Below are 24,314 nucleotides of genomic sequence, written 5' to 3' on the forward strand. Positions count from 1 at the left end.
GCACCGTCGTGGGTCGGCTGCTCGAACACAACAGCGACGGCACCCTGACCGACGAGCAACTGTTCCTCATCGCCATCCACCTGCTGATCGCGGGCAACGAGACAACCACCAACCTGCTCGGCGGCATGTTCGACACGCTGGCGCGCAACCCCGACCAGTACGACATGATTCGCGCCGACCCCGACCTCATTCCGATGGCGGTCGAGGAGCAGTTGCGCGTGACGACGCCGATCCAGAATCTCTACCGGTACACGCGTGCCGACTATGAAATCGCCGGCGTGACGATACCCAAAGGGTCGCGGGTGCTATTGCTGTTCGGGGCGGCCAACCGCGACCCACTGGCATTCGAGGAGCCCGACCAGTACCGCGCGGAGCGAAATCCGCGGATGCACATCGCGTTCGGCTACGGTGCCCACATGTGTCTGGGCGCACCGCTCGCCAGGATGGAGGCGCAGGCCGTCCTTCGCGAACTCGTGTCACGGGTATCTCGAATCGATACTGTCGGCGACACCACGTGGTCGCATCACAGCTCGTTGCGTGGGCCTACGCGATTGGCCGTCAGGCTCACCGCTGCCTGATGGCTGCCCTGTTGGCGCGTAATGCGTTCAGCATCAGGTAGATCGGGTAAGTCACCGACAGCGCGATGTTGATCGTGCGGGTTCTGCGGCTCATCAGCGTCAGACCCAGGGCCGTCTCGATTCCACCGTTGACGTACACGTGGGTGCGGGTGTTGCGGGTGAAGCCGAGTTGACGGTTGACTGGTTCGAATTTCGCCGGCCACACGAAATGTGCAAGACCGCACGCGGTCGCCGCGACGCCGGCGAGGATCCGGGGGAGCGAAAGTCCGGTGGTTGTCACAACATCTCCTAACTGTGGCGGCATTGAGCGGGTGGCGCGTTGTGTCATGCTGACCGTTCAGTCGAGCAGCTCGCTCAGTGGTGTCACGTGTCCGATCCGACCGCCGGTGAGTAGCGGTTCCATGAGCAGGAGTTGGCGCATCACCCGACGGTGCACGAGCGCAATCAATGCGGAGTCATGATGCGGTTCCGCTGAGCGGACGAACTCCTCGAGGACTTTGTCGCCCTCCGCGCGGTCGGCGGGTCGACTGCCGAGCAGATCGGCAATGTCATCGAGGTCGGCGGCGTCGACCGCGTGCGCGTACTCGCTGACGCGGTGACAGAATCGCGCAACCTTCGCCACAGCGGACCGCTGGTACTCGGCGATGCCGGGCGGCACTTCGAGTGACTCCACCATGGTGGCCAGGCCGGCGATCGCGCCGGGGTAGGGCGTGGGCGCCGGCTCGGGTAACGAGACAGCCGACAACTCGACGTCGGCCTGCCGGGCGATCGATTCGATCGCGTGCAGCGATAACAAGAGGAACCACTCGATGTATTGGACGATGTCGGTCAGCGGTAGGTCCAGGTGCAGAACGATCGCGACACCGAGCGGCGTGCAGAGCGCGAACTTGGCGGTATGGAACTCAATCGCGGCCCGGTCCAGCGGCGTTCCCGAGACCGCCTCGTAGCGCCGCAGTACCCGGCCGAGGTCGCCCATCGGCTCCGTTACATTGCGTAATCGCAGACCCGCGAGATCATGGGAGACGTCGCCGATGTGGGCGAGTTCGACATCGATCAGGCCGGTGATCCGGCCGTCGGCATACATGTACTGCCCGGTGTCGCCGAGAACGAACGACGGGGTCGACCGGTGGTCCGGGGCGTTACGCCGCAGCCATCCGATCGCGAACTCCAGCAGCGGTTCCGGGCGCCGCTTGAAGTCCCGATAGCGGGTCACGAATGTCTCGAAATAATCGAGGGCGAGCGCACGTGGACTGTCGGGAATGCGCAGGCCCGCAGCGGCGAACGCCGCCGGGTCGATCGAGTGGGCGCGCACGAGCGCGTCGACATACGAGTCCATGACCGCGTCGACGCCGTCAGCATCGTCGGCGAGGCATGGATTCGGTGCTCCCGGCAACGAGTCCATCACGATCGCCATTGCCGGAGAACCAGCCTCGCTGATGTCCCCGTGTACGTGGGGGACGGGGATCTGATGCGCCTCCAGCACCCGAAGTATCTCTGCCTCCGCGGCGACGGTGGCGAAGCCGAACCCCTCGCGATCTCCCCGGACGTAGAGGCCGACCTCCCGATCGCCGCTGTCCGCGGTGACGAACCACGCGGGCCGCCAACGCTGGTGGCGTTCGATGGCGCACACCGTTCCGATATTCGCCGAAATCCAGTCCTCTACGACACGGTCCATGTCGCGTTCAGTCACTGGACAATAGTACAGACAGTGTGCTGTCGTAATATCCGGATACGCCGCCGTCGAACGGCAGCGACCACACTGGAGGCATCATGAGCCCGCTCCGCGTGGACTTCGCTGATACCGTCGCGCTGATCACCGGTGCCAGCGGCGGCATCGGCCGTGTCCTGGCGCGTCGCTACGCGGAGCTTGGGGCGCGGGTAGCGCTGGTCGCGCGACGTTCCGATGAACTCAACGCGACCGCCGCCGCGGTCACCGAGGCGGGCGGCGAGGCGCTCGTGTTGGTCGCCGACATCCGCGACGAGAAGCAGTGCGCGGAAGCGGTGGCCGAGACGGTGGCGCGATGGGGACGCCTGGACGTGCTGGTCAACAACGCCGCGGTGCCGGGCACCGACCAGCCGGTCGCCGAAGCCACCGTCGATAACTGGAACGAGGTCCTCGCAACCAATCTCGTCGCGCCGATGGTGCTGTCGCGAGAGGCGCTGCGGCAGGCGATGATTCCGGCCAGGAGTGGCAATATCCAGTTTCTGTCCTCGGCCGCGGCGCGTACGGTGCAACCGCACAAGGCCCACTACGCCGCGGCCAAGCTGGCATTGAGCGCACTGGGGCAGACGCTGGCACTGGAAGTGGGGACCGCCGGGATCCGGGTCAACACCCTGGTGGTCGGCACGGTAGAGGGTCAGTTGGTCGACAACTACCTGGCCCGGCGGGCGGCCGCCGATGGGGTGAGTCCGGACGAGGTGCGACGCAGGCTGGTCGCGTCGACCAAAATGGGCCGACTGATCCGCCCGGACGAGGTAGCGGACGTCTCCATCTGGCTGGCCTCGGATGCCGCGTCGGCGATCACCGGCCAGGACATCAACGTGACGGGAGGCGGATGACTCACCGCGATCAGGTCGCGCAATTGGTGGCGCGCGACGAGATTCGTCAGCTTGCTTACCGGTATGCGGCCGCGCTCGAAGCACGAGACGTCGAAGCGATGGTCGACTTGTACTCGCCCGATGCCCGCTTCGGCGAATTCGGCGACGGCCCCGACGCATTGCGCCGACTGATGACCCACAGCCTCGACGGATGCCCGTTCGCGGTCACCCTGGTGGCAAACCATCTGATCGATTTCGACGACGACGTCCGCGCTCACGGCCAGGTATGGGTGCTCTGTTTCGCCCAGACCGAGGCGGACGGCTTCGTCGAGCAGCTCATCAGGTACGACGACCGCTACGAGCGCCGCGACAACCGGTGGCTCTTCCTGCACCGCAAACACCGTCTGTGGTACGGCGTTGGCCATCCCGAGTCGCCGCTGCGCCAACCGGCGGCGAACTGGCCCGCCGGCCAGATCGGTGTCGGAGATATTCCACTGTCCGACAATGTGTTCCACGCGTGGTGGGCAGGACAGCCGTGATTCTCGCCAGCGGGCTGGCGTTCCCAGAGAGCCCGATCGCGGAGGCGGATGGGTCGGTGCTGGTGTCGGAGATCGCCGGCGGGTGCATCACGCGGGTGCGACCGGACGGCACCAGGGAGAAGGTCGCCGACACCGGCGGTGGGCCGAACGGGATCGCCCGGCTGCCCGACGGCCGTCTCGTTGTCTGCCAGAACGGCGGCTCGACGTTCGGTATGGGGCCGTGGCCCTACGGCTTTCCCGGGGCCGCACAGCTGTTCCGGCCGATCGGACCCGCGGCCGCGCCGCTGACACCTCAGCTTCAGGTCGTCGATACAGACGGTCGAATTGGCACGCTCACGACTGACTTCACCACCCACGACGGTCAACGGTTGCCACTTATCCGGCCGAGCGATGTGTGTGTCGACGCGGCGGGGGGCTTCTACGTCACCGACGGCGGGACGACAAGGGGACGCACACGAGACGTCACGGGCCTGTTGTATGGCACCGTCGACGGGAATCTGCGGGAGGTTGTCTTCCCGCTGGAGATGCCCAACGGTGTGGCGCTCTCACCCGACGAGTCGAAGCTCTACGTCGCCGAAACGCGGACGCGAAGGATCTGGGAGTTCGAGCTCGACGGACCCGGAATGATCGGGCGGGCACGGGGATTGGCGACCGTTCCGAGTGGCGGGCCGCTCAACGTCGGCGGCGCGGACGGCCTGTGTGTCGATTCAGCGGGACGGATCCTGGTGGCGACCCTTGGGACCGGCGGGGTGACGGTCTTTTCCGCAGCCGGAGAATCGCTGGGCGCGATCCCGGCCGACGATCCGATGACCACGAACATGACGCTGGGCACCGACGAGTCGACGCTCTATCTGACGCTCGCCTCGTCGGGTCGGCTCGTAATGGTCGAAAACTGGTTGGGAGTCGCGGGCATACGATAGTGCGCGCGGCTACTCCTTGTTGGCCATCTGGTCGACGAGGTTCTGGATGAAGGCTCCGTAGCCGACGCCACCGTGGTCGGACATCACGGCGTCATAGTCGTACTCCGGCGGATTGCCGCCGTGGGGCCGCCAGCCGGAGTCGGCCGTGCAGGACGTGAACCCCTCCTCGGGGAACGCGTACCAACGGCGGGTGTTGAGTTCGACGATCTTGTGCGCGTCCTCATCGGGAACGCCGGCCAGCATCTCCTCGGCGCGGGCCCGGCTCTTCGGCCAGAACGAGTCGGAATGCGGGTAGTCGCACTCCCAGGTGATGTTGTCGATTCCGATCAGGTGGCGCAGGCCGACACCCACCTCGTCCTCGATGAAGCAGCCGGTGATGTTGCGGCGGAACAGCTCTGACGGTGCGACCGTCGGATGGATGTTCTGATAGTACTTGTGCTTGCGCCAGACGTAGTCGGCCCGCTCGATGATGTACGGCATCCACCCGATGCCGCCCTCGGAGAACGCGACCTTCAGATTCGGGTGTTTGTGGAAGACGGGGGAGAACACCAGCTCGACGGCCGCCGACATCGACGTCGTGCCCATCAGCGTGACCATGACGGCGAACGGCGCCTCCGGCGCGGTGGCGGGCGGCATGCCGCCGGAACCGAAGTGCATGACCGCGGTCAGGTTGGTCTCCTCCAGGGCGGACCACACCGGATCCCAGTGCGCGGTGTGGAAGCTCGGCAGGCCCAGATTCATCGGGTTGTCGGGCAGCCCCACGGCGCGACAACCCTTGGCGGCCATGCGTTCGATCTCCCTGACCATCAACCCGGTATCCCACAGCGGGGTGATCATCATCGGGATGAACCGAGCCGGATCGGTGGCGCACCACTCGTCGATCGAGAAGTCGTTCCATGCCTGCACGCACAGCAGCGCCAGATCCTTGTCGGTGCCTTCGAGGAAAACCGTACCGCAGAACCGGGGGAAGGACGGGAAGCACAGCATCGCGTGGACACCGTCGATGTCCATGTCGATCAGTCGGGACTTCGGGTCGTAGCAGCCGGGGATCATGTCGTCGTACCGCACCGGGTCCACACCGAATTGCTCGGGAGACTTGCCCGCGACCGCGTTGAGCCCGATGTTGGGATAGGCGCGCCCCTCATAGACCCACTGATGCATCGGCGGCTTGCCCTCCCGCGGGAACTCCACGATTCGCGGCCCGTCGTGCAGATACTTCTTGGGCAGCCGGTCGGACCAGACGTGCGGGGGTTCGATGAGGTGGTCATCGACCGAGAGCAGCTTCATCGAGGGTTGCAGCGGCATCGCTCGTTCCCAGTCCTTCCGGCTGATAGGCTTGGTTGAACAATTAGACAATAATTGCTCAATTGACTATACCGCGCAGTGGTGCGGGAACTCAACCGTGGCAAGGAGGCGCCGATGGATCCCGGGGATCGCATTCCGCACGACGACTGGGCCGATCAGGACCTGCTGACGCGCGGCGAGGCCGCCGAGCGGCTCGCTGCCGAGATCGCCGAGGTCAAGGGCAAGGTGGAGGCCGGCGAGGCCGACGAGGTCACGCTTCGCCGCCTGGCCGCCCTCGAAGAGGCGTACGCGTCACTTCGGGCGCGGTAGACCCAGCACTCGTTGCGCCACGATGTTGCGCTGGATCTGCGCCGTACCGCCGTAGATCCCGGCCGCCCGCGACCATACGTAGATGTCCCACTCGAGTCCCTCGGCGAGCAGGGGCCGGCTGTCGGTGAGGTCCATCATCGTGTGACCGAAGGTCTGGTCGGCGCGGGTCATCAGCAGTTTGTCGATCGATCCCTCCGGGCCCGGAAGGGCTCCGCGCTGTCGATCGCTCAGTGAGCGCTGCACCTTGACTTGGAGGGCGCGCAACTCTGTGTAGGCGCGACCGAGTCGCACCCGCGTCATCGGGGAGTTCTCAAGCCGGCCGGTGCGCACCTGCTGTTCGAGGTCGCGCAGTTGCCGTGACAATCTGCTGATCCAGTTGATGTCGCTCGGTCCGCGTTCGTAGGCGAGCAGTTGGTTGGCGATCGACCAGCCCGCACCGCGGTCACCAAGCAGGTTCTCCACTGGAACATCGACGTCGTCGAACGCGACCTCGGCGAACTCACGGTTGCGCGCGGCGTTGACGATGGGTCTGACGTCGATCCCCGGCGTCGACATCGGGACGAGGAGAACCGAGATGCCTTGATGTTTCGGCGCATCAGGTTCGGTGCGGCACAACAGGAAACACCAGTCCGCGACGGCGGCGAAGCTGGTCCAGATCTTGCGGCCGATGACCCGAAACATCTGGCGACCGTCCACCTCCACGAGATCCGCCCTGGTCTTCAGGCTCGCCAGATCCGATCCCGCTTCCGGTTCGCTGAACCCCTGGCACCAGCGCACCGAGCCGGACAGCAGGGCGGGCAGCAGTTCGGCGCGCTGCGCATCGGACCCGAACAGTCGCAGCGCATTGCTGAGGTGGCCGACGCCTTCGATGGGCGGCGCACCTGCGCGCCCCAACTCGTCGTTGAGGATGGCTTCGTAGATGGGTGGCAGACCGTGGCCGCCGTATTCTTCGGGAAACGACAGCCCGATGTAGCCGGCTTCGTACAGCGTCTGGTGCCAGGCGTTCTGAGCGTCCGCGCGCGCCGCGGGATCGTCGGGGATGGCGGCGTCGGCGCTGTGCTCCCGCAGCCACTGTCGGAGACGCGCCCGGAATTCCGCTTCCTCGGGGGTGTCGTTGAAGTCCATCGGCTACGCCAACTCCTCATTCGCCAGTCGCATCGCCGCGATGGCTTCGTACTGCGCGGTCTCGTCGCCGAACAACCGACGATCCAACAACGTTCGGCGTACCCGCAGATGCGTGACGTGCTCCCAGGTGATGGCGATACCGCCGAACACCTGCACGGCTGTGTCGACGACGTCACGACCCGCCGCCGCCGCGTACGCCTTCGCTGTCATCGCGGCCAACAGCGCTTCCTCGAGCGGCAGGTGATCGATGGCCCAAGCCGCGTGCCAGACACAGCTGCGGGTCCCCTCGACGCTGACCAACGCATCCGCCAGCATGTGCTGAATCGCTTGAAAGGAGCCGATTTTGACGCCGAACTGCACGCGGTCCTGGGCGTAGCGCACCGCGTCATCGAGTGCGCCCTGCATGACGCCGAGCAGATCCGCGGCCACGGCGGTCAGCGCAAGCGCCTCGACACGTCGCCATCGGCTCTCGTCGATCGGATCGCCGACCGGCGTTCCGGGGTCGGCAGGTATACGTTGCAGCGCCCGGGTGAGGTCCAGCCCCTCCTTGTCGGCGGCATCCAGTGGCGCGCTGTGCAGGCGGTGGACGCCGCCGGACTCGCTGGCCACCAGGGCGTGGGTGGCGCCGGCGGCATCGACCGCCACGCCGTCGGTTCCCGTCGTACCGAAGCGCTGCAGATCGGCGGTGAGGACCGGTGCCATGCGCAGAGTTCCCTCGGCGACGAGTTCCAGCTGTTTCTCCGCCTTGGCGGCCTGTAACAGCTCGGTGGCCAGGATCGCCTGACCGACGACCGGTACCGCGCAGAGAGTGCGTGCCAGTTCCTCGATGACGACGACCGTCTCGACACCACTGGCATTTAGGCCGCACAGGCCGGGGGAGCGCAGCGTCGGCACGCCCAGTTCGACGACGTGACGCCAGTGCTCAGCCATGACGTCGCCGGCCGGTATGTCACTCGGATCGGTGGTCGCCAGCTGGTCCGCAAGCCCGGATGCGGTGTCCTTGAGGAGCTTCTGCTCGTCGGTCAGGCCGATGTACATCGGTAGCGGTCAACCGTCGAGCTCGAACACGTCGGGCGCGATACCCACACAGACGGCGTTGGACTCGCACAGTTCGCGATCCACTTCGACGCGCATCCAGTCCCTCCTCGTTCGGATACCATCTTGGATGATAGAACGAATAATGTTCAACTGTTCAACCTAGGGAGGCGCGGCTTGTCCCGGCTGGAGAATCGAAATGCGCTTGTCACGGGTGGTGCCCAGGGCTTGGGGCGGGCCATCGCCCGCAGGCTTGCCGCCGAGGGTGCGCGGGTGACGATCGTCGACCTCAACGAGGACAAAGCGAACGAGTGCGTCGGGCTCATCGAATCCGGGGGTGGCACCGCCGCCTTCGTCCGGGCCAACGTGGCCAAGCGCGAGGACATCGCGGCCGCAACCGCCGCGGCCGCCGTCGACGGGAAGCTGGACGTCCTCGTCAATGCCGCCCAGTACTTCGCCATGCCCAAGGCACTCGAACTGGTCACCGACAAGGATTGGGAACTGTCGGAAGCGACCGGTCCCAAGGCGACATTCCGGTTCATGCAGACTGCCTTCGAGGCGCTGAAGGCCTCCGGTAGGGCGTCGGTGATCAACTTCGTGTCGGGATCCGCGCTCGGCGGGATGTCCTACACCGCACCGTATTCGGCTGCCAAAGGCGCAATTCAGGCCTTGACCAAGGTGGCCGCGAACGAGTGGGCGCGCCATGGCATTCGTGTCAACGCGCTGTGTCCGTTCGCGCTGACCGATGTTCAGCGCGACATGATAGGCACCGAGTGGGACAACTACACCCGCACCGCGGCGGCATCGCCGATGAAGCGCGGAGCCGATCCGGACTCTGAGATCGCTCCCGCGGTGGCGTTTCTGGCGAGTGACGACGCGTCTTTCGTCACGGGAACGGTCCTGCACGTCGATGGCGGGATGACCGAGCTGTCCACGGTCGACTACTCGCAGTCTCCCGGCGTGTTCGGCGCTACCTGAGCGTCATCTCCACGCTCGTATATCCGCGCACCGTCGCCGTCAAGACTCGCTCACGGGCGCCGATGGAGTAATTCGGGAACTTCTTGGCGACGTACTCGAACACCAGTTGCGCTTCCCGGCGGGCCAGCCACTGACCGAGGCAGATGTGGATGCCCCAGCCGAAATAGACGTCGGTGCCGCGCGGACGGTCGAGGATGAAACGGTCGGGATCGTCGTAGCGGCGCTCGTCGCGATTGGCGCTGCCGAGCAGGAGTAGCACCCAGTCGCCGGCTTGCATGCTCACGCCGTGCTTCTCCACAGGCCGGGTGAGGGTGCGCGCGACCCAATGGCTCGGTGTGTCGTATCGGAGTGCCTCGTTGACCGCTGTCGGAATAAGGCTGTGGTCGTTGACGATTCGCCGCCACTGCTCCGGATGCTCGTGCAGGGCCACCAGACCGTTGGAGATCAGCTTCTGCGTGGTCTCCGACCCCGCCGCCGACAGCAGGTTGGCGAACATCAGGACCTCATGCGGCGTCAGCGAACGCTCACCGCCGCTCTCCGGATCGTCGAACGTCGCGCTGAGCACGATGCTGATCAGATCGTCGCCGGGGCGTTCACGCCGCTGCTCGATGAGATCGCCGATGTAGGCGCTGATCTTGCGGTTGGCCTCGATCGCACTGGCCGGCATGGCGACCTCGCCCTCGTGGCGGGTCAAGAACGCCTCCCACCACACGCGAAGCTGCTCGCGGTCGGACTGCGGGACCCCGAGCAGGTCGCCGATGACGTCGGTGGGGATCGAGAACGCAAACGCCTCCATCGCGTCGACCGTGGTGCCCGGCCGCAACCGGCCGAGGTGGTGGTCGACGACCGCTCGTAAAGCGTCCTCCATGGCGGCGACGGCCTTGGGCGTGAAGAACCCCTTCAGGACACCGCGGATCCGGTCGTGGCGCGGTGGATCCATCGAGATGACCGAGTACTTGCGCCCATCGTCGTCGGGGTTCTCGGGCGCGGGCCCGAGTTTCGACGAGTACGTCGGCCAGTCGCGAAGGGCATCGGCGACATCCTCGAAGCGGGACAGCACCCACCACCGGTTTTCGGGATCGCGATAGACCGGAGCCTCGTCGCGCAGCCGACGGTACACCGGATACGGATCGTCGAAGATCGCCTTGGAGAACGGTGAATACACCAACTCGTTTGTCGCAGGCACCATGATTCAATCACCTGTCTGCCGTGGAGTGCGTTCGATGAGTTCGAGCAGATTGCCGTCGGGATCGGTGGCCATCACGCCGAGGTTGCCGCCGCCGAAGTTCACCGAGCGTTCCGGGATTACGCGACCCCCGTGCGCGACGATCGCGTCGACGATGCCGTCGACGTCGTTCACCCGGAAGGACAAGTGGGTGAAGCCGAGTCGATTCATCGGCCGGCATTCCGGTTCGCCGACGGTTCCGGGTTCGGCGTACCCGAGCAGCTCGACACGGAATCCGTCGCGCTGCAGGTAGACCAGATCCACTACCAGTCCAGGAACATCGAGCAGCTGCGCACTTGCATCGTCATCGACCCTCATGCTTCCGACCTCGGTGAAACCAAGTGCAGCGCAGTAGAACTCCCTTGAGCGTCGGATGTCTCGTACGCAGAGGCCGATATGGGTGAGGCGGTGCCCGTCGCTCATGGCCGCCGTTCGAGCAGGTCGTCGAGGAGATCGTTGTGTTCACCCAACAGCGGTGGGCGGGCCGCGGCAACCGTCGGCGTCTCACTGAACAGATACGGCGTGCCCGGGTAGGTGACCGTCCTGCCCAATTCGGGATGCTCCAAGCGCCGGTGGAATCCCCGCGCGACGGTGTGCTCGTCCTCGAACGCCTCATCGGGCGGTAGGACAGCGCCGCAGGCAAAGCCGCGACGCTGACTGCTCACGAAGAACTCCTTGGCGGGTAGCCGCGAGGCGATGAGCCGAATGGCGTCGCGGGCTGCGCTGAGTATCGCCGTCGTCTCGTCATCGGCACCGATCAGTGCGAGATCCACCGGCTTGTCCCGTGCCGCTGCCATCTCGAGGAACACCGCTTCCGGCAATTCCTCGGTGAGGTTGAGTTCGTCAAGCCAGGCGAGCAGCCGCGCATAGTCCTCCTGCTTGCGAGGAAGCACGCCGGTGGTCGCGTAATGACCGTCGGCGCAACGGACCTGCACCGGAGAGCTGGGCGTCGGATAGGCGTGCCGACCGGTCTGGCGCCGACAGACGTCCTGGTTCACCAGCCAGTGGTATGTCGTCTGCTCGCATGTGACATTGCAGGCGGCGGTGACATTGACGTCGACCAGTTGACCCTGCCCGGTGTGGTCGCGGTGCGCGAGCGCGACGAGTGCCCCCATCGCACAGTACATTCCGGCGATATTGGCGGACTGATCGCCCGCACCTCTGATCGGCGGGACGGTGCGGTCGTCGTATCCGCAGTTCCAGATCGGACCTCCGCCCGCGAGCATCGTCAGGTCGGTCACCTGTTGTCCGGCGCGCGCACTGCCCAGACCGAATGCGCTGACCGAAACCCATATCAGCCGGGCGTCACGGGTACGGCATACGTCGTAACTGACACCCTCACACTGGTCACCGCCTGCGATCACGATGTCGGCGGTGGCGATGAGCGACTCGAGAGACCGCCGACCTGAATCGGATACCAGATCGATTGTCACCGAACGCTTCCCGACGTTGCCTGACCACCAACGCAGGCTTCGGTCGACACCTGGCGCGTCATCGACGAAGGGGGGACGGCGACGGTGCGTCGACCCGTTGGGTGGCTCGACGACGATTACGTCGGCGCCGAGCTCGGCCAGGACCCGCCCACCTACGGGGGTGAACTGGTCGGTGAGTTCGACGACGCGCAGGTCGTCCAGCGCGCTCAGATCACACCTCGCTGTGCCCAGTCGGAGAGTTCGGCGTCGGAGTGGCCGAGCAGACCCGAAAGCACCTCGCGATTGTGTTGTCCCAGTCGCGGTGCCGCCGAGGTGATCTGCCAGGGCGTCGCCGACAACCGCATCGGGATGCCTTCGACGCGAACGTCACCGATGTCCGGGTGGGGCACCACGGGGAAGAGCTTCATCTGCGCGAGATCGCGATCGTCATCGATCCGTTCCCGCGGGCTCTTCACCACGCTGGCCGGAACTCCGACCGCAATGAGGTCGTCGGCGAGCATCGCCGCATCCCGGGTTGCCGTCGCAGAACCGATCAATCGGTCCAGTTCGTCAGCGGCTTGCAGACGCCGATCGAGCGTGGCGAAACGGTCCGTCGCCAACTCCGGCTCGTCGATAACCTTCGCGAGTAACCCGAGTTCGCGATCGTCTCGACATGCGATCGCGATCCAGCGGTCCTCGCCCAGACAGGGGTAGATGCCGTGTGGCGCCATCTCGTCGAAGTCGGCCCTGTTGCCGCCGGGCGCCGTCGAACGGTGATTGACGGTCCAGTCGAGGACCTCGGTGGGCAGCATCGCGATGCCCGCGGGCACCGTCGCCAGATCGACATGCTGGCCTTCGCCCGTCCGCTCGCGGTGATGCAGCGCCGCCAGGATCGCTGTCGTCATGTAGAACGCCGAGACGTGGTCCATATAGGAGAATCCCCAACCGGCCGGTTCGGTGTCCGGCAGCCCCGCGGTGAACGTCAAGCCGCTGACCGCCTGAACGATCGGTCCCCAGGTCTTGAAGTCGCGATAGGGGCCGGTGTGACCGAACCCGCAGTTGGAGACATAGATGATGTCCGGCTTGAGCTGTCGCAGTTCGCCATAGCCGAAGCCGAGTTTCGTCATGACACCGGCCGCGAAGTTCTCGCAGACGACGTCACTGATGGCGATCAGTTCGCGCAGCAGGTCTTTGCCTTCGTCGGTGCGGATGTTGATCGTCACCCCCGACTTACCCACGTTGTGGTTGTTGAACCCGGCGCCGAGATTGACGCCGCGGCGTTCGTCGACGTAGGGGCCGACACCGCGCAGCGCATCCCATAGACCCCGGGTCGCGGGATCTTCGACCCTGATCACCTCCGCGCCGAACGCAGCGAGGATCTTGGTGGCTCCCGCGCCCGCGAGCTGGCCACTCAGATCACACACGCGAAGGTGGGACAACGCTCCCGTCACGCAATGGACAATAGCAGCTAGACAGAAAGTGTTCTATTGTTCAGTACCATGGCCTCGGCCACAATCTCGGAGGGTTTAGATGACATCAGGTGCCCCAGCGCCGATGAAGGGCGTGCGCGTGCTCGAAGTCGCGCAGTGGACGTTTGTTCCCGCAGCCGGCGCCGTGCTGGCCGACTGGGGAGCCGACGTCATCAAGATCGAGCACCCGCGTACCGGCGATTCCCAACGCGGGCTGCGCAACCTCGGCCACATCACCATCGAGGGCGACCGAAATCCGGTGATGGAACACGCCAACCGCGGTAAGCGGTCGGTGGCTATCGACATGTCCACCCCCGATGGCCATGAACTGCTGATGGAGATTGCGCGCACCAGCGACGTGTTCCTCACCAACTTTCTGCCCGACGCGCGCAAGAAATTGAAGATCGATGTCGAGGACGTGCGCGCGGTCAATCCGGACATCATCTATGCGCGCGGCAGCGCCTACGGTCCGCTCGGCACCGAATCCGACATCGGCGGTTACGACATGACCGCGTTCTGGAGCCGCGCCGCGGGCGCGATGGGATCGACACCCAGCGATCTCGAAGGCGTTGTACCGCAGCCCGGTCCGGCGTACGGCGACTCGATCGGAGGCATGACCATCGCCGGCGGCATCTCCGCCGCGTTGTTCGAGCGCGAGCGGACCGGACATGCCAGGGTCGTCGACATCTCGCTGCTCGGTGTGGGCGTATGGGCGTCGGGAGTCGCGATCAACGCCGCGCTGGTGAGCGGCCAACCATGGGTGTCCAACACCGCGGGTGCGAACGTCGCGCCCAACAATCCGCTGGTTGGTTTCTATCGCACCGGCGACGGCCGCTTCCTCGGCTTGTCGATGCTGCAGGGCATCCGCTTCTTCGGTGAGTTCTGCCGACGCATCGGGGTCGGCGAACTCGCCGAGGACGAACGGTTCGCCAGCCACGAGTCCCTCGCCCGGAATGCCGCCCTGGCCGCCGAGGTCATCCGAGAGGCCATCGCGGCGCGACCACTCGAGCATTGGCGGAAGGTGCTCGACGGCTTCGACGGTCAATGGTCGGTGGTGCAGAACACCGTCGAGGTCGCCGCCGATCCCCAAGTTCGTGCCAACGGCGCCATCGCCGCCGTCGAAACGGACAGCGGGAGCTTTGAACTCGTCGCGAGTCCGGTGTTGTTCGACAAGACCCCGCTGCAGCTGAGTCCGATGCCTGAATTCGCCGCCGACACCGAGGAACTGATACTCGAGCTCGGGGGCGACTGGGACCGAATCGCGGCGCTCAAGGAGAGCGGCGCCATCGCCTGACGGTCATGCGCGGAGCAGACCCACGACGCAGGACCCCCCGCCGCCCACCGCTTGAGCGAGGCCCGTCCGCGGGTCCGCGACTTGACGCGAACCAGCCTCTCCGCGAAGCTGGCTGACGACCTCCGCGGTCTGCGCCAGACCGGTTGCGCCGATCGGATGGCCACGCGCAATGCACCCGCCGTCGGTGTTGGTCGGCAGCACGCCGTCCGACGCCAGACTGTCGGACTCGATGAGTTTGATCACGCCGGCGGAGTCGGCCAGACCCAGCGCGACCAACGCCGTGATCTCCTCGCTGGCGCACATGTCGTGCAACGACACCACCCCGACGTCCTGCTGGTCCACACCCGCGTCGGCGTATGCGCGCTTGGCGGTCAGCGTGATCTGGGATGGGGGGCCCACGACGGGTCCCGTCACTGGCCAATGTGGATCGTCAGGCCAGCTGGTTTGTTCGATCGACAGCACTGACACCGACCGCTTGGCCGGGTCGGCGGACACCACGACGGCGGCCCCGCCGTCGACCGACGCGTGGCACATCATCTTCGTCAGGGGTTCGGCGACCATCCTCGCACCGAGGACGTCGTCCACCGTCACCGGCTCCGGATTGCGCCGCGCTGCAAGGGGGTTGAGCCGAGCCTGGTTGTACGACTTGGCGGCAACGGCGGCGATGGCCTCCGGTCCACAGCCCGTCTCGTGCAGGAAGCGCGCCGCCTCGATCGCGTAGTGCAGCTGAGGTGGGAATCGGTCCCAGAAGCCGACCGCCGCCGGAACCACACCACCCGGTTCCAGGGCGGTCGTCTTCTCGTAACCGATCGCCAGCGCGGTACGGCAGCGACCGGATGCGACCGCCCACACCGCATGCCGCAGGGCGACCATTCCGCCTGCGGACGCACTCTCCAGCGCGGTCACCGGAATTCCGGTGCGGCCCAGCCGGTGTGCCACCGCCAACCCCATCTGTGGGCCCGCGAGCGCGGAGGAGGTGAACACCTCGCCGACCGCGTCGTATTCGATGCCCGCATCCGCGAGCGCCTTCTCGGCGGCCGCCACACCCAGGTCGGCCAGCGGGGTCTGGCTGTGCTTGCCGAACTCGGTGACACCGATCCCGGTGATATGGACCCCCGTCATGACGGATCCGCGACGAACATCTCGACGGTGTCGTCGCCCAATGTCACCTGCACGAGGTGGCCGACGGTGCCGGATGCGGGCCTGGCGCCGTCGACGAGAACCTGGAAGCGTCCGGTGTCGGTGTCGACCCACGCGACGCTGTAGCCGTCCTGGCCGAATTCGGGGTAGGGCGACTTCGACGGCACGAAGGTCGATGACCACACCGTCGCTGAGGTTGCAGATCGTGACGTTGTCACACGGTCGTCCTCTTGTAGAGTGCGCTGGCGGGTGTACTACCGAGTGCGGGAGGCGGTCCCAGCGGGACCGGCCCCTCCCCGGCGAACCGCCACGGCAGGCCGACCAGGCGGCCGGTGCCGAGTTCCGGATCGGGGTGAGCGATCTCGGGAAAGAACTCCCGCGCGGCCAGGTGGGGGTCGACGACCAGTTCGTCGGCGCTGCGTACCACCGCGGCGCCGACACCGACTCCGGCCAACTCGGCAGCGGCGTCCTCTGCCTGCGATGACCCGATCCGCTCGGCTAGCTCGCCGTCGTGGAAGTTCACGGATTCGTCACCGCTCAATTCGACTGCCACCCAATGGGAGTCGGCGCTGCGGTGCACCGCGCGACGCACCGTCGGATCGGCCGTCAGCTGCTCGGTCGACGCGGCCGCGACGTATTCGGAAACCGTGGATGCCACGACCTCCGACATCGAGAGATCTACGACGGCACCGGTATCGGCGCGCGGTCCGACCGCCCATGCCGCGACGACCACCGCCGCCACGACTGATGAGAGCGGATCAGCCAGCACGGTGCCCAACCGGGCGGGTTCTCCGTTCGTTCCCATCGTCAGGCCCGCCAGACCGCCGTAGGCCTGGACATTGTTGGCGTACACGCGATATCCGGCCAGTGGGCCATCCGATCCGAATCCCGACACGCGCATCACGAGCCGGCCCGAGGCGGCGAGTTCGGCCGGTGCGACGCGTAGCCGGTCCAGCCGAGACGACCCGACATTCTCGATCACCACGTCGGCTTCCGACAGCGCAGCGGCGACATCGCCGACCGCGTTGTCGCGGTCGATCAGCACGCTGCGCTTGGAGTGGTTGGCCACCGCGTAGTAGGCACCGCGCTCGACACCGGCGATGCCGTCGGCGAACGGGCCGCTGCGCCGGTAGATGTCGAGTCGGTCGAGGTCCTCGAGGCGCACGACGGTCGCTCCCATCGCGCCCAGCAGAGAGCCGATGATCGGACCGGCCAACACGTGTGTGAGCTCAGCGATGCGTAACCCGCGCAGGCCGCCGGGCCGGCGTTCGCCCATCGCCCCGCATGTCGTTCGCCACGGAGGTCCGAGGACAGTGACGTCGCGATCACCGATACGCGTCCGGATCAAGGAGTTTCGGTGTGCCAGTTGTGGTGAGTCAAGCAGCTCGTCCGGTCGGTTCACAGGCGTCGACGGGACACCGTTGGCCTGTAGCACGGCGGCGCAGTCGGCCTTGCGGCGCTCGCGAGTCCACTCGGTGACCTTGGCGTTGATCAGGTTGGCATGTTCGATGCGTGCCGGCCGTTCGTCGAGGCCGAGAGCCCAGCCCGGATTGCCGAACGCCGCCAGCAGGCCCTTCCACTGATGGTTCTCCACCGCGGTGATGCGCACCAGCCCGTCCCGGCAGGTGAACACGCCAGACGGTGCGAGGTAGCGCCCGCTGCCCGCGCGGCCCGGGCAGCGGTACATGACGTGCGCGCACTCGGGCAGCGCGGCGGTGTAGATCACCGCCTCCTGGATGGAGACGTCGACATGAACCGCCGTCAGCGTGTCGTTGCGACGGTCCAGCCCGTGTAACGCCGCCAGAGCGGCGACGGCACCGGCGGATTTGAGGGCGACGTAACCGGGGGCGGGCATCGGTCGGCCGTCGCCGTCCTCGATCGTGGCCAGCAGCCCGCCGCTCGCCTGAGCGACCAGTTCACCGCCGGGGTGCTCAGTTGCAGACCCGACGGGTGAAAGCTCCACGACGACGGCTGGGCCGTCGATACTCGGGACGGCAGCGCCGTCGACGATGACGATGTCGGCCGCGCGGGCGTGTTGCACCGGATCGGCGCCCGAGTCGAGGATCCGCTTGCGGTGATCGAGTACCGCATCGACAGCCGCGACGGGCCCGTGTGGCCCCGCCAGGACCGGCCCCGCCCGGCGCACTCGCCGACCCGGGATCCTGCTGACGTCAGCGCCGAGGCTCGCGAGCAGTGCGGCGGCCGCCGAACCCGCGATACCGTCGCCGAGCTGCAGCACGCGCACATCGGCCAGGAAATCCGTTGTGGCGGGTTTCTGGCTCACGAGTGCGCTCCTGTTCTGCGGCTTGCTGCACAATTGAACAATATTCGTCTTATTGCGTCCACTATCCGACGGCGTGGCCAGGACGGACTACTTGTTCACAAATTCACAGTCTGTGTTCTATTGTTCATAGCATGGCGACGCCCACTGGACTGTCCGAAGCCCGATTCGACGATCCGGCGTTCTACCTCGGCGACCCCAATGCCGCGTTCCGCGAGCTGCGGGAGACCGATCCGCTGCACTGGTATGACGAGGGTCAGTTCTGGGTCGTCACGAAGTACGACGACGTGAAGGCAATCTCGGCGCGGCCGGAGAAGTTCAAGTCGGAACGCATCGCGATCATGATGGATCTGATCGCGCACCGGCAAGGCGTCGATCCGCAGGGTTTCGGAAGCCGCGGCATCATGTTCATGGATCCGCCCGAGCACCGCGCGCATCGAAAAGCGATCGGTGTCCGATTCACGCCGTCGGCGGTGGCCAAGATGGAAGACCGCGTACAGCAGGTCGTCGCCGAGGCATTCGACAAGCTTCCCGACGGTGAGTTCGACTGGATCGAGCACATCGCCGAACCCATTCCCGTGTACATCTTTTCGTACTTCCTCGGTGTGCCGGAGCCCGACTGGTCCCAAGTCGCGTCATGGGCCACGACCATCGCCAAGGCCGGCAGTGGTCTGGCCACCGATGAAGACTTCCAGGTGATCTTCGATCAGATCGCCCCGTACCTGTTGGGTCTGACCGCCGAACGGGCGAAGAATCCACGCGACGATCTGTTGACGATGCTGACGCAGGTGCGCATCGACGGCGAACCGTTCAACGAAGTGCAGATCATGGTGTACGCCATGACGCTGCTTGCCGCGGGAAGTGAGACGACTCAGAGCCTGTTGGCCGGGCTGGTGCAATGCCTGGATCTGCATCCCGACCAGGCCGAGAAGCTGTTCGCCGACCCGTCGCACTCCGAGAACACGGTCGAGGAGACGTTGCGGTGGTGGACGCCGGTGATGAGCATGGCGCGCCAGGCCGCGAAGGATGTGGAGGTCAGGGGAAAGACCATCGGCGAGGGTCAAGGTCTGCTGATGGCGTACGCGTCGGCCAATCGAGACGTCGACCATTGGGGACCCACCGCCGAGGACTTCGACATCATGCGCACCGACGCGGCGGGACATCTCGGTTTCGGTGTCGGAGAGCACTTCTGCATGGGGGCTGCCCTTGCGAGGCGCGAGGCGAGATTCGTACTCGCCGAGGTATTGAAACGCGCGAAGGCAGTGCGCGTGACGGGTCAGCGGATCAAGCGGAAATCGTCGTTGGTCAACACCTTCGACCGGTTGGACGTCACCCTCGACTATCGCTGAGTGTCAGCCGCGCGTGGCCAGCCAATCGGTGATCGCCTCGCGATGGGCTGCGCGTGACCCCATGGATGCGGCCAGGGTCGCCGCGCGGCGCAGGTACACGTGAGCCTCGTGCTCCCAGGTATAGGCGATGCCGCCGAACACCTGCGTGGCTCCTTCTGGAACGGCGCGTAACGCGTCGAGGGCCCAGAACGCCGCCAACGAGACCAATGCGCTTGCATCCGGATGGCCTTGATCGCATGCGTCGGCGGCCCGGTTGACGAGTGCACGGCCCACCTCGATCGCCGATCGCTGGTCGACAAGGCGATGTTTGATGGCCTGGAACGCACCGATCGGCCGGTCGAAAGCCACGCGGACCTTCGCGTATTCGGTCGCGGCGGCGTTGGCGGCCCCGGCAACACCGACCAGTTCGGCGACCAGCCCGACGCGCCAGCGCATCACCGTTTCGCGATAGCGGCGCGCAGTTCCAGGACCGTCGGCGATAGCGCGGATCGGCGCATCGTCGAGCGTGACGAGCGCGGCGGGAGTGCGATCGAGCGGCGTCAGCGGTGTCCGGGTGACCCCGGGCCCGGAGGCGTCAACAATGCCGAGCACCGACGACTCGTCGGCTTCGGCAAGGACGGTGAAGCGGGCGGCGACACCGCCGTAGGGAACGAAACCGAATGCGCCCGAGACTGTCTCACCCGTGAGTGCTGCGGGTTCGGGCAGCACGACGGCGACTCCGTCGACGCAGTTGCTCTCGCACCACGCCGCGGCGGCCGTGGCGGCCAGCGGCAGGGGAGCCGCGACGAATCCGGCCGACTCGCTCAACACGGCCAGTTCGCGCAGGGTTCCGCCCGCGCCGCCGCGGTCTTCCGCCACCAGCACGTCGGGCCAGCCCAGGTCGCGGACAGTGTTCCACAAGATCTCGTCGAACGCCGACCCGTCCAGCAGCGAGCGAGTGCGTTCCACCGACCAGGCCTGGCCCATGATGTCGTGCGCCGATTGGTGAAGCGCGGCGATTTCGGCTGCTGTATCGGCGATCTCGGCGAGCGAGACGGTGATGTCAGGGGTCACGGGGCAGCCCCAGGAGTCGTTCGGCGATGACGTTGCGTTGGATCTCCGACGTTCCGGCACCGAAGGTGGCCGCCCGCATCAGCAGATAGCTCGTGGCGACGTTGCCCTTCTTGGCGGCCCCGGCCGATCCGCGTTCCAGCACGCCGGACGGCCCGGCCAGTTCGAGCCCGAACGTGGCCATCGACTGGTCCACCTCCGACGTCAGCAGTTTGGCGACAGACGCTTCCGGCCCCGGGCTGACCCCGCGCACGCCGGCGGCGGTGGCCTGTGCGGCGATCTGGCGCAGCGCCTCGACCTGAGCCACGTACCGGGCGATTCGGTCGGCGACATAGGAGTCGGCAAAGCCCCTGTCGGTCAGGGCGTTCGGTTTCTGGGCCATCTTGACCAAGATGTCGAGTCGGCGCTCTATCCGATGCGTGCGGCTTTGGCCGACCCGCTCGTAGCCCAGCGTCGACTTCGCGACCTTCCATCCGCCGTGCAGCGGTCCGACGACGTTGGCGAGCGGTACCCGCACCGCGTCGAAGAACACCTCGTTGAACTCCGCGGCGCCGGTGATCTGACGTATCGGGCGGACCTCGATGCCGGGTGAGGCCAGGTCGGCCAGGATGAAGCTGATCCCGTCTCGCTTCTCGGCGCTCGGATCGGTCCGAGCGAGCAGGTAGATCCAGTTCGCGTAGGAGGCCTTCGATGTCCAGATCTTCTGCCCGGTGATGACCAGTTCGTTGCCGTCGATGACAGCCCTGGTTCTCAGGGCTGCGAGATCGCTGCCGGCATCGGGTTCGGAAAAGCCCTGACACCAAACATCTTCCGCCGACAAGATTCGGGGCAGATAGCGCTCTCGTTGCTCGTCGCTACCCCATTGGATGATCGTCGGGCCGAGTTGATTGATGGCGCTGCGGTTGATCGGCTCCGGGGCGCGGGCAGCGGCCATCTCCGCGTTGAAGATGAGCTGCTGTGTCGGTGTCGCGGCGCGTCCGCCGTGCTCCGTCTGCCAGGAGATCGCCGCCAGTCCCGCAGCGTGCAGTCGACTCTGCCACATCCGCATCCGATCGAGGCGAGTGGTCTCGCCGCCGTCCCGGTCGAGCAGGTCGGGAGTCAGCGACGAGGACAGGAAGGCGCGAACCTCGTCGCGGAACGCACGATCCGCGTCGGTGAGGGCTACACCGTAGTCGCGTTCGGTCACGTGCCGCCGCGGATGATCGACGCCATCCGCTCCTTCATCTCGCCGTAGGTGATCGCGGTGGTGCCGGCCTTGGGTGCGCGGCCCGCATCGACCTTCGGCGCCGACAGGTCGAGACCCGCGATCTTCTCCCGCAGTGCGCCCACCGTGCAGTTTTGCCGTCCGAGACGCTCGACACCGTCGTACCCGTAGGCGCGCGCGGCATTTCGCCAGGTGATCGCCTCGACCTCGTCGGGCGAACATCCTTCGAGTTGCGCCGCAAGTTGCTCGGGCGCATCCGGCCAGCTGCTGTCTGAGTGTGGGTAGTCCATCTCCCAGCAGATGGTCTCGGTCCCGATCCGCTCGCGCATCTCGATCCCGACGCGATCGCGGATGAAGCACGACATGAAGTTGCGTCGAAAGACGTCCGTCGGGGTCAGACCTTCACCGAGATCGTCACCGGTCCACGCACGCTGCCGGGAGTAGATGTCCTCGAACCGCTCGAGCAGGAACGGAATCCATCCGATGCCGCCTTCGGAGAGGGCGAACTTGATGGTCGGAAAATTGACGACGACGGGGGAGAACAGCAGGTCCGCAGTGAACCTCATGGTGTCGATCGCCAGCATGGAGTTGTACGCGAGGTAGGTGGTCTGGTCCGACGGGACAGGTACGCCGCCGCCGGTGCCGATGTGGATGTTGACGACCGTTTCGTGTTCGCACACCGCTTCCCACAGCGGGTCCCATTGTGGGTCCTGCCATGGTGGCTGGCCGTAGCTCCCGATGTGCTGAGGCACGGTTACGGCACGACATCCGTTCGCGGCGAGGCGCGCGACTTCGCCTGCCGCGAGCACAGGGTCCCACAGCGGGAGGATTCCCATCGGGATGAATCTGTCCGGATGCCGACCGCACCAGTCCTCGATGTGCCAGTCGTTGTACGCGCGGACCATCAACTCGGAGATGTCTCGCTCCCCACGGTAGGTGAACAGCGCTCCGGAGATGGTGGGGAACGAGGGAAAGCAGAGCGACGCCAGCACACCCGCCGCGTTCATGTCGTCGACCCGGGCGCCGACGTCGTAGCAGCCTTTGCGCATGTCCTCGAAGCGTGACGGTTCGAAGCCCCATTCGTCATTGGGCCGGCCCGCCACGGCGTTGAGTCCGATGTTGGGCATCTGCAGCCCCGCGTACTCCCAGTAGCACACACCGTCGTTGTCCTGCACGATCTTTGGGGCGTCGTCGGCGAATCGAGCTGGGACCCGGCCCTTGAACATGTCGGGAGGTTCGACGGTGTGGTCGTCGACGCTGATGAGCACGAGGTCCAGGGGGTCGATCACCGGCAACATTCTAGACTAATGAACAGATGCTGTATATCTGTTCCAAGACTACGTGGCGGTGTTGGTCGCCGCGGTCGCCAGCCAGTCGGCCATCATCCCGTAAACCAGTTCGATGCTCTCCCGCGCACTCGCGTCGTCGGCGGATGGTTCGTACTCCACCTCCCAGCCGACCCGGCAGTCGCGGCCTTCGGATTCGGTTACCGACACGACGGCTTCGAAGTGGCTGACCGGCAGCGGGTTGTTGGTGATCCGGTAGGCGATCTGTCTCTGCGCAGGCCGAATCCACAGCAGCGTCTCGACCGTCGGCTCACCCTCGGTGGAGCCGCGGATCTTGCGGCTCATGCCCGGACCGTCACCCTCGATCTCGACGTCGTTGATCACCGGTATCCACCGGACATCGGCGAAGTCGGCGAGTATCGCCCACACCGCCTCGGCGCTTGCCGCGACGTCCTTGCTGATAGTCATCGTCGGCACGTGGCGACCCTATCATCTATGTAACAATAGAGCGGAATATGTTCAGATGTACAATCTGCTGCGTGGAATCGGGGTGTGGTGAGCGCTGACGATGGGACCGCGGGCGATATCGAGGTCGACGAGAACTGGGTCCGCTACGACGTCATCGAACGGCACATTGCGCAGATCACGATCAGCAGGCCTGACAGGCGCAACGCGATCCTGTCGCCCGATATGCACACGCTTTTCAAGAAACATCTCGACGAAGCCGAGAACGACGACGATGTAAAGGTCGTCATTTTGGCCGCTGACGGCAAGGACTTCTGTAGCGGTGACGACGTCCGCAGGCTCCCCGTCGAAAAGGCCGGCCTGACAAAGGGCAAGAAGCTGCCCCAGACGGCCCGGATGGGCAACGCGCGCAGGCTGCACCGCCACCTCACGAACTGGCTGGAGTTTCCGAAGACGGTGATCGCCGCATGTCAGGGTGCGACCTTGGGGGCGGGGATGAACCTCGCCCTTGCCGCCGACATCCTGGTCGTCGCGGACGACATGTACCTGGCGCGCCCGCAGGCCCGTATCGGCTTCGCCGGATTCTCGACCGCGTGCCAGAACGTGATGAGTGCGTGCTTGCCGACCATCAGCCCGTCCGCCGAATGGTGGGCGATGGCGCGGGCATACCGCAGCGCCTCGTCGTGCAGCCGTTCGGCGGGAACCACCGACGCGGCGACTCCCCACTCGCGCAGCTCGGCGGCGGGGACCCTGTGCCCCGTGATCATGGCCTCATAACCGCGGTTCGGCCCGAGCTTGAGCAGGGCCAGCGG

At 66.0% G+C, this 24,314-nt stretch carries 25 protein-coding genes and 2 pseudogenes; 9 read left to right on the forward strand and 18 right to left on the reverse strand.

The genetic code is table 11. The features are described 5' to 3' along the window. A partial coding sequence (locus tag A5698_RS07045; protein ID WP_156670636.1) for a cytochrome P450 occupies positions 1-578 on the forward strand: 578 nt, incomplete at its 5' end. Here the strand turns inward: A5698_RS07045 and A5698_RS07050 are convergent. Further along, on the reverse strand, positions 565-858 hold the full coding sequence (locus tag A5698_RS07050; RefSeq protein WP_068294915.1) for a hypothetical protein: 294 nt from the start codon (positions 856-858) through the stop codon (positions 565-567). The genes A5698_RS07045 and A5698_RS07050 overlap by 14 nt on opposite strands. Before the next feature lie 57 nt (positions 859-915). Beyond that, complete coding sequence (locus A5698_RS07055) at positions 916-2,268, reverse strand: phosphotransferase family protein (protein WP_068294918.1); 1,353 nt, start codon at positions 2,266-2,268, stop codon at positions 916-918. A gap of 80 nt (positions 2,269-2,348) precedes the next feature. Here A5698_RS07055 and A5698_RS07060 point away from each other — a divergent pair, with 80 nt between their 5' ends. From A5698_RS07060 to A5698_RS07070, 3 genes are read left to right on the forward strand one after another with little or no spacing between them, the layout of a single operon-like run. Beyond that, entirely contained in the window at positions 2,349-3,137 is a 789-nt protein-coding gene (locus tag A5698_RS07060; RefSeq protein ID WP_068294923.1) for an SDR family NAD(P)-dependent oxidoreductase, read from the forward strand. Continuing rightward, entirely contained in the window at positions 3,134-3,655 is a 522-nt protein-coding gene (locus tag A5698_RS07065; protein WP_068294926.1) for a nuclear transport factor 2 family protein, read from the forward strand. The genes A5698_RS07060 and A5698_RS07065 overlap by 4 nt, the downstream gene beginning before the upstream one ends. After that, complete coding sequence (locus A5698_RS07070; RefSeq protein ID WP_231967323.1) at positions 3,637-4,575, forward strand: SMP-30/gluconolactonase/LRE family protein; 939 nt, start codon at positions 3,637-3,639, stop codon at positions 4,573-4,575. The genes A5698_RS07065 and A5698_RS07070 overlap by 19 nt, the downstream gene beginning before the upstream one ends. Before the next feature lie 9 nt (positions 4,576-4,584). On the opposite strand, the gene A5698_RS07075 is transcribed toward A5698_RS07070, so the two are convergent. After that, positions 4,585-5,880 carry an amidohydrolase family protein gene (locus A5698_RS07075; protein ID WP_068294929.1) on the reverse strand — a complete coding sequence of 432 codons (1,296 nt, stop codon included), beginning with the start codon at positions 5,878-5,880 and terminating at the stop codon, positions 4,585-4,587. 114 nt (positions 5,881-5,994) lie between these two features. Between A5698_RS07075 and A5698_RS07080 the strand changes: the two genes are divergently transcribed. After that, entirely contained in the window at positions 5,995-6,189 is a 195-nt protein-coding gene (locus tag A5698_RS07080; RefSeq protein WP_067082288.1) for a hypothetical protein, read from the forward strand. Here A5698_RS07080 and A5698_RS07085 read toward each other — a convergent pair. From A5698_RS07085 to A5698_RS07095, 3 genes and pseudogenes are all read right to left on the reverse strand, one after another. Continuing rightward, positions 6,172-7,314, reverse strand: coding sequence for an acyl-CoA dehydrogenase family protein (locus A5698_RS07085; protein WP_068294930.1), 1,143 nt, complete (start codon positions 7,312-7,314; stop codon positions 6,172-6,174). The genes A5698_RS07080 and A5698_RS07085 overlap by 18 nt on opposite strands. Before the next feature lie 3 nt (positions 7,315-7,317). Further along, on the reverse strand, positions 7,318-8,352 hold the full coding sequence (locus A5698_RS07090) for an acyl-CoA dehydrogenase family protein (protein ID WP_068294934.1): 1,035 nt from the start codon (positions 8,350-8,352) through the stop codon (positions 7,318-7,320). Between the two features lie 15 nt (positions 8,353-8,367). Continuing rightward, positions 8,368-8,448: pseudogene (locus tag A5698_RS07095) on the reverse strand (ferredoxin); the annotation flags it as partial. A gap of 78 nt (positions 8,449-8,526) precedes the next feature. Here A5698_RS07095 and A5698_RS07100 point away from each other — a divergent pair. Continuing rightward, complete coding sequence (locus A5698_RS07100; protein WP_067082162.1) at positions 8,527-9,327, forward strand: SDR family NAD(P)-dependent oxidoreductase; 801 nt, start codon at positions 8,527-8,529, stop codon at positions 9,325-9,327. Here the strand turns inward: A5698_RS07100 and A5698_RS07105 are convergent. Genes A5698_RS07105 through A5698_RS07120 form a run of 4 tightly spaced genes read right to left on the reverse strand, consistent with a single transcriptional unit; the run spans position 9,320 to position 13,415 of the window. After that, positions 9,320-10,516 (reverse strand): cytochrome P450, encoded by a 1,197-nt coding sequence (locus A5698_RS07105; protein WP_068294937.1) that lies wholly within the window; start codon positions 10,514-10,516, stop codon positions 9,320-9,322. The genes A5698_RS07100 and A5698_RS07105 overlap by 8 nt on opposite strands. Positions 10,517-10,519: 3 nt before the next feature. Next, complete coding sequence (locus A5698_RS07110; RefSeq protein WP_067082168.1) at positions 10,520-10,975, reverse strand: VOC family protein; 456 nt, start codon at positions 10,973-10,975, stop codon at positions 10,520-10,522. Next, the gene (locus A5698_RS07115; protein WP_353651810.1) at positions 10,972-12,216 is read right to left on the reverse strand and encodes a CoA transferase; all 1,245 of its coding nucleotides are present in this window, start codon (positions 12,214-12,216) and stop codon (positions 10,972-10,974) included. The genes A5698_RS07110 and A5698_RS07115 overlap by 4 nt, the downstream gene beginning before the upstream one ends. Further along, a complete protein-coding gene (locus A5698_RS07120) occupies positions 12,192-13,415 on the reverse strand; it encodes a CaiB/BaiF CoA transferase family protein (RefSeq protein ID WP_067082173.1) in 1,224 nt (407 codons plus the stop codon). Before A5698_RS07120 ends, A5698_RS07115 begins: the two co-directional genes overlap by 25 nt. Positions 13,416-13,494: 79 nt before the next feature. Between A5698_RS07120 and A5698_RS07125 the strand changes: the two genes are divergently transcribed. Further along, the gene (locus tag A5698_RS07125; RefSeq protein ID WP_231967324.1) at positions 13,495-14,727 is read left to right on the forward strand and encodes a CaiB/BaiF CoA transferase family protein; all 1,233 of its coding nucleotides are present in this window, start codon (positions 13,495-13,497) and stop codon (positions 14,725-14,727) included. A 3-nt stretch (positions 14,728-14,730) separates the two neighbouring features. Here A5698_RS07125 and A5698_RS07130 read toward each other — a convergent pair whose 3' ends face one another. The 3 genes from A5698_RS07130 to A5698_RS07140 are packed head-to-tail and all read right to left on the reverse strand — an operon-like array spanning position 14,731 to position 18,151. Further along, positions 14,731-15,849 (reverse strand): thiolase family protein, encoded by a 1,119-nt coding sequence (locus A5698_RS07130; RefSeq protein ID WP_068294944.1) that lies wholly within the window; start codon positions 15,847-15,849, stop codon positions 14,731-14,733. Next, a complete protein-coding gene (locus A5698_RS07135; protein ID WP_231967325.1) occupies positions 15,846-16,052 on the reverse strand; it encodes a hypothetical protein in 207 nt (68 codons plus the stop codon). The genes A5698_RS07130 and A5698_RS07135 overlap by 4 nt, the downstream gene beginning before the upstream one ends. 29 nt (positions 16,053-16,081) lie before the next feature. Then, on the reverse strand, positions 16,082-18,151 hold the full coding sequence (locus A5698_RS07140) for a CoA transferase (protein ID WP_231967326.1): 2,070 nt from the start codon (positions 18,149-18,151) through the stop codon (positions 16,082-16,084). A gap of 131 nt (positions 18,152-18,282) precedes the next feature. Between A5698_RS07140 and A5698_RS07145 the strand changes: the two genes are divergently transcribed. After that, entirely contained in the window at positions 18,283-19,497 is a 1,215-nt protein-coding gene (locus A5698_RS07145; RefSeq protein WP_068294952.1) for a cytochrome P450, read from the forward strand. A gap of 3 nt (positions 19,498-19,500) precedes the next feature. On the opposite strand, the gene A5698_RS07150 is transcribed toward A5698_RS07145, so the two are convergent. From A5698_RS07150 to A5698_RS07165, 4 genes are read right to left on the reverse strand one after another with little or no spacing between them, the layout of a single operon-like run. Further along, positions 19,501-20,550 carry an acyl-CoA dehydrogenase family protein gene (locus tag A5698_RS07150; RefSeq protein ID WP_068294954.1) on the reverse strand — a complete coding sequence of 350 codons (1,050 nt, stop codon included), beginning with the start codon at positions 20,548-20,550 and terminating at the stop codon, positions 19,501-19,503. Continuing rightward, positions 20,540-21,733, reverse strand: coding sequence for an acyl-CoA dehydrogenase family protein (locus A5698_RS07155; protein ID WP_068294956.1), 1,194 nt, complete (start codon positions 21,731-21,733; stop codon positions 20,540-20,542). The genes A5698_RS07150 and A5698_RS07155 overlap by 11 nt, the downstream gene beginning before the upstream one ends. After that, complete coding sequence (locus tag A5698_RS07160; RefSeq protein WP_068294961.1) at positions 21,730-23,049, reverse strand: amidohydrolase family protein; 1,320 nt, start codon at positions 23,047-23,049, stop codon at positions 21,730-21,732. Before A5698_RS07160 ends, A5698_RS07155 begins: the two co-directional genes overlap by 4 nt. Before the next feature lie 39 nt (positions 23,050-23,088). Beyond that, complete coding sequence (locus tag A5698_RS07165; RefSeq protein ID WP_231967327.1) at positions 23,089-23,505, reverse strand: SRPBCC family protein; 417 nt, start codon at positions 23,503-23,505, stop codon at positions 23,089-23,091. An 87-nt stretch (positions 23,506-23,592) separates the two neighbouring features. On the opposite strand from A5698_RS07165, the pseudogene A5698_RS07170 reads away from it, so the two are divergent. Next, positions 23,593-24,069: pseudogene (locus tag A5698_RS07170) on the forward strand (enoyl-CoA hydratase/isomerase family protein); the annotation flags it as partial. On the opposite strand, the gene A5698_RS29335 reads toward A5698_RS07170, so the two are convergent. Next, a complete protein-coding gene (locus A5698_RS29335; RefSeq protein WP_231967329.1) occupies positions 23,973-24,269 on the reverse strand; it encodes a Clp protease/crotonase-like domain-containing protein in 297 nt (98 codons plus the stop codon). The pseudogene A5698_RS07170 and the gene A5698_RS29335 overlap by 97 nt on opposite strands. Positions 24,270-24,314: the final 45 nt, after the last annotated feature.

It is taken from the genome of Mycobacterium sp. E136 (assembly GCF_001666865.1).
In the GTDB taxonomy this organism is placed as follows: Bacteria; Actinomycetota; Actinomycetes; order Mycobacteriales; family Mycobacteriaceae; genus Mycobacterium.